We start from the raw sequence: 5,386 nt of genomic DNA, 5'->3' as shown, positions 1-5,386 counted from the left end.
TGAATGGGTAATCCTTAAATTTATCCTGTGCTTTGCTGGTAAATAAGGTACCGATATCGGTGAAGATATATTCTGTTTGCTCTGGATTCAGATGAGGCAATATATAGCTAGTAGTTCCCCCTGTCCCAGCTCCAATTTCTAATAATCGCACCCCTCGGCTTGGAGGTAAATTTTCTATGGCAGTAGCGATCGCACGCTGGACTAAAGTGTTGGTAAATTTTGCTTCAGGAGACTGTTCATATATTTGAGTAGCTATAGTTAAATCCCCTTCAGGGAAGACAACTTGCAGGGGTTCTATAGTTCCCTGCAAAACTGCTCTCAATTGGGAACCACAACGCTCTAACATAGTTAGTTCTGCATTAGCGCTGGGTAATTGAGCAAGTAAGGTCTGATTTTTTTGTTGTAGATTGACTTTTTCAGGAGTTTTAAGTATCACCCACTGGTTTTCGGTGTAGCGCAGAATTTCTACTTCTGCTAGCATCTCTAACAACAGGTTTAAAAGTTGTTTATATTGTGGTGCTACACCTAATCTTTGGGCTAGGGATTCAGTGGAGAAGTTTTCCCCCAGTTTAAATGACCATCCCATTTTGTCAAAGGCTTGCAAGACATATTCCACACTCAAAGTTTCTAATTGTCTCACAAGTTGACTGTAGCTATCCAAGTTATTAACAGAGGCTAAAGACGACACCAAAGGTTGTAGTTTCTGGTTAATGGTCAATGGGTCTAGAAGTTCCTCTGATGAAAACTGCCCGCCAAAACTAGCTTGAGGTCGCCATTCTACTTCGTATAACCAATCCTGGAACTCCTCTTTATCTACAAAGTTAGTAAAGTTAGTTGCTTTGGTCCAATACCGTTCTCTTTGGAAAGGATAAGTAGGTAATACTACTTTCTCACGGATATAATCTTTGTCGAATCCTGACCAGTCTACCTCTACACCTCTTACGTAAAATTCCCCTAAGCTCTCTAGCAATTGTTGCCAGTCTTCGCGATCTTTGCGCAGAGAAGGCAACCAAACCCCCGTGTCCTCTGGTAAGCATTGGCGTCCCATTCCCAGCAAAATTGCCTGGGGTCCGATTTCCAAGAAAATTTTACAGCCTTCCTGGTCTAAAGTCTGCATACCATCAGCAAAGCGGACTGGTTGTCGTATATGATTCACCCAATATTCAGGAGTGCTAGTGTCATCGCCTATTTGTTGCCCAGTAACATTAGAAATTAGAGGAATCTGAGGCTTATTGTAGGAGATTTGCCATGCGGCTACCTCAAACTTCCCTAGCATTGGTTCCATCAGCGGAGAGTGAAAAGCATGGGATACTTGCAAAAATTTTGCTTTTATTCCTTGCGTTGACACGCTGCTGTAAATCTCCTGGATGGCTTCACTTTTACCAGAAATTACTATACTGCTGGGGCCATTGAGAGCTGCGATCGCAACTTGATCGCCATAGGGAGCAATCACTTCTCGCACTTGAGATTCTGATGCGAGCAAGGACAACATCTCACCACCTGGAGGCAATTGTTGCATTAACTGTCCCCGCATTGCAATCAATTTGAGACCGTCTTCTAGGCTGAAAACCCCAGCAACACAGGCAGCGACATATTCCCCCACACTATGACCGATGACAGCATCCGCCTCTATGCCCCAAGATTTCCATAATTGGCATAGCGCATATTCCAGAGCGAATAAAGCAGGTTGAGTATAGGCCGTGTTGTATAACTTTTGGTTTACCTCGCCAGATGTTGGAGAAGACAAATCAATATCTGGATAGAGAACAGATAGTAGTGGTTCTTCCAGATAGGGACGCAAAATTTCTTCACAGCGTTTGAGGCAATTACGAAATGTCGGTTGGGTATCGTAGAGTTGACGCCCCATATTCAGATACACAGACCCTTGACCAGTAAATAAGAACGCTATTTTCTGGCGCTTGGGACTGCATATTTGACCGGTTGGCACTGTATCTTCGCCCTCCGCAAGATCGCGCAGAGCCTTTTGCATCTCTGTTGTAGATGTTGCCGTAACAAAAAGGCGGCGATCAAAATGCGTTCTTCCTGTATTGGCAGTGAAACAAACGTCTGCCAGCTTTGCGGATGAGTTTGATTTCAGATGAGCCTCATAGCGCTCTACTAATTCACTCAAAGCCTTCTGATTTTTGGCTGAGAGAGCAAGAATGTGAGCAGGGCGTTCAATTTCATTAGCTCTGGTTTCTTGTTTGGGAGCTTCCGACAAGATGACATGGCAATTTGTGCCACCAAAGCTAAAGGAACTGACCCCAGCCAAGCGAGGTTCTGTAGCAACAGACCAAGGTTGGCACTCAGTAGGTATAAAAAAGGGTGTACCTTCTAACTTAATTAAGGGATTCAGTTGTTTGAGGTGCAGGTGGGATGGTATTTGCTGATGTTGTAGTGATAGAACTGTCTTAATTAGACCAACTATTCCCGCCGCAGCTTCCAAATGACCGATATTGGTCTTAATTGAACCAATCCCACAGGACTCAAGAGGCGATCGCCCTTGACCCAGTACTGCTTTTATGGATTCAACTTCTATTGGGTCTCCCAAGGAAGTGCCAGTACCGTGAGCTTCAACATAACTAATCTGGGATGGTGCTACATCAGCATTTTTTAATGCTTGCCTGATAACTGCCTGCTGTGAAACCCCATTGGGTGCAGTCATTCCATTGCTTAGACCATCATGGTTAACTGCCGAGCCTTTGATAACTGCTAATATATTGTCTCTATCCCGGAGGGCATCACAGAGGCGTTTGAGGACAATTACACCACATCCTTCCCCTCGTACATAACCATCGGCGTCTTTGTCAAAAGTCTTACAAAAACCGTCCGACGCCATCATCCGAGCTTGAGAAAAAGTGAGAGTGTATTCGGGGGACAAAACCAAATTCACCCCTCCGACCAAGCACAAATTAGATTCACCGCTTTGCAGGCTTTGACAGGCAAAATGCAATGCTACCAGCGATGACGAGCAAGCTGTGTCTATCGCCAAGCTAGGTCCGTGCAAATTCAGTATATAGGAGAGACGATTCGCTGCAATACCAGGCGTGATGCCAATGCCGCCATAAGCATCTATATTAAGGTGATCATTGAACACCAGTCGGCCATAATCACTAGCAACGATTCCTATAAACACACCTGTTTGGCTGTCAGCTAACTTATTTGGTGCCAGTCCTGCATTTTCCAGAGCTTCCCAGGCTACCTCTAAGACTAGTCTATGCTGGGGATCCATTGACTCTGCTTCTCGGGGAGAAATTCCGAAGAAACTCGGTTCAAACATATCTATCTGTTCCAGAAAAGCGCCCCAACGGGTGTTCATTTTTCCTGGTGTAGCTGGATCTGGATCATACAAGGCATCAACATCCCATCGATTTGACGGAACTTCAGTGATAGTATGCACCCCATGCCGCAGCAAATCCCAAAAGCTTTCTGGATTTCCAGCACTTGGAAAACGACAACCAATACCTATAATCGCGGTTGGATCCATGTAATTTGCACCTTATCTTCAGGATGACGAAACTAAATGCTTAGCCAAAAACTCTATAGTTGGGTAACTATAAAGCGCAGTAGCAGGAATATCTCGTTCTAGCCAAGCTCCCAACTCAGCAACTAGATTTGCTGCATCAGCCGATCCTAGAGCATAGCGCTCAAAAGGAAGAGTACTATTCACCTCATCTGCTTCAATGTTAAAAACTTTGGCTATGTAAGCGACTAACCAAGCTTTAATTTTTTCTTCTAGAGGCAGCTCCTTTTTTTGATCCACTACTGGCAGTTTGGCTACTATTTGACTGTATTGCTTCATCGCCTCACTGCAACTCATGCCTTTAAGTTGATTCCAGGCTTGCCATTGAATATACTTTCTAGGTTGCAGAATCGGATCTGGCTCCTCCTCTAGACAATCCCCTTCCATTGCTTGTTGATAGAGAGTCTCAAGCTCTATTTCTTTCTTGCCTTTAGGTAGTTGAACATGACCAAAGCGAACTAAGTTGGACATGGTCTGAAATTCTAACTCTATATTGTCTAGATCATGAGAATCACGAACGACATTGATTCCATAATCATCTTGCCCTGATACCAGGATACAAAAATGCTTTTTGATATTATGAAAATTTTCGTCGATGAAATCGCCTTTTAAACGGTGTGGATAAACCTGTACGCTGGGAGGAACATAACGTCCATTAATACCTAGTCGGCGTTGTTGCTTGGAGTTATTGGGGGGAGAGGAATGCATAACTCTTTCGGTAAAAATGATAGCTTGCCCCATGCGCGCTGGTACAGCTTCCACTTCCCATTCATTGTCATCGAAGTCAAACACTACTGAGTATTTTCTCCGCCCTTGCCAAACCATTTTATGGTTTTTTATACCCGCAAACATTCCCTCCTCAGCAGGTACCTGCACTCGCCCAAATTTTTCCTTGTGTGTCCCATTAGCAAAATGTAAACAACCATTTTCGAGAGTAGCATCATCTAAAGCTATCCATACTGATATATTTATAATATCTTCAGTATTCGGGTAAAGCAGTGCTGGCTTTTGAGGATCATAGGCGCTGGGGTCGTAAGAATCATAAACTTGATGCCATTTGATCTCTCCTTCCCCTGGCATTTTGCAAAAAACATTACTGTTCCACAATAGTAAATTGTCCCCACCCAACTGGTTTAGTACCCGAACAATTTTGTTGTTTTTAAACATCTCGGCTATCGGTTGATGAAACAGATGAAGGTCACGAGATGTGTTGAGGTTCAGGACATTGTTGTAGAGCATCATCATCGGCTGACCCTCTACTTCTTTAATTGAACTATTAGTTTCTATACATTTTTTTACCGATTCTACTTCTGAACTTGTAAATAGATCCAGGGGGCCTAACCATCCCTTTTCTTCAAAGTGTTGAATCTGGTTTTGTGTGAGCATATTCAGGGTTAACTCCTTTCTATTTTACTACTGTAATGGTATTCAAAACAACTTTGTTGATTAGTTTTTTTACTGATACAAAGTATTACCAATCAGTAGTTTAACAGAACCTATTCTGAAATTCACTTTCTTAGTGTAACATTTTGTTAAGCTGTTCAGCCTCTATGTTATGACGGGGGAACGAAACAGGGTCAAATGCTTGCTATGAAAGGGTTGTCGAATTTTGTGGCAAAAACAGGTAGGTTTTTGTGGTAAAAACAGGTAATTCTTTGATTACCATAAAACCTAACTGTTGACAACTTGCTCCGAATTATACCAAGTAAAAAGTAAATTTACTCTAGCCGAATATATTTTTTTTCTTAAAAATTTGGGCTATTCAGGCTTTGCGGTGATAAGGCAAGCTTATATCACGTAATTCCACCAGTTCCAGCCACGTTTATTTTCGATTTTGTGGTTTTTGATACTTTTTTAACCACA

2 protein-coding genes are annotated in these 5,386 nt (G+C 42.8%); both read right to left on the bottom strand.

Features of this window, described 5'->3' with window-relative positions:
* On the bottom strand, window positions 1–3,487 hold a 3,487-nt coding region (locus F6K57_RS35695), incomplete at its 3' end, for a beta-ketoacyl synthase N-terminal-like domain-containing protein (protein WP_293072766.1).
* 18 nt (window positions 3,488–3,505) lie between these two features.
* The gene (locus F6K57_RS35690) at window positions 3,506–4,909 is read right to left on the bottom strand and encodes an acyl-CoA-binding protein (RefSeq protein ID WP_293072763.1); all 1,404 of its coding nucleotides are present in this window, start codon (window positions 4,907–4,909) and stop codon (window positions 3,506–3,508) included.
* Between the last annotated feature and the right edge of the window lie 477 nt (window positions 4,910–5,386).

The sequence above is a fragment of the Moorena sp. SIO4A5 genome (genome assembly GCF_010672005.1).
Classification (GTDB): Bacteria; Cyanobacteriota; Cyanobacteriia; order Cyanobacteriales; family Coleofasciculaceae; genus Moorena.
Note: the sequence above shows the minus strand (reverse complement) of the source record. Positions and strands in the feature narration are given on the sequence as shown.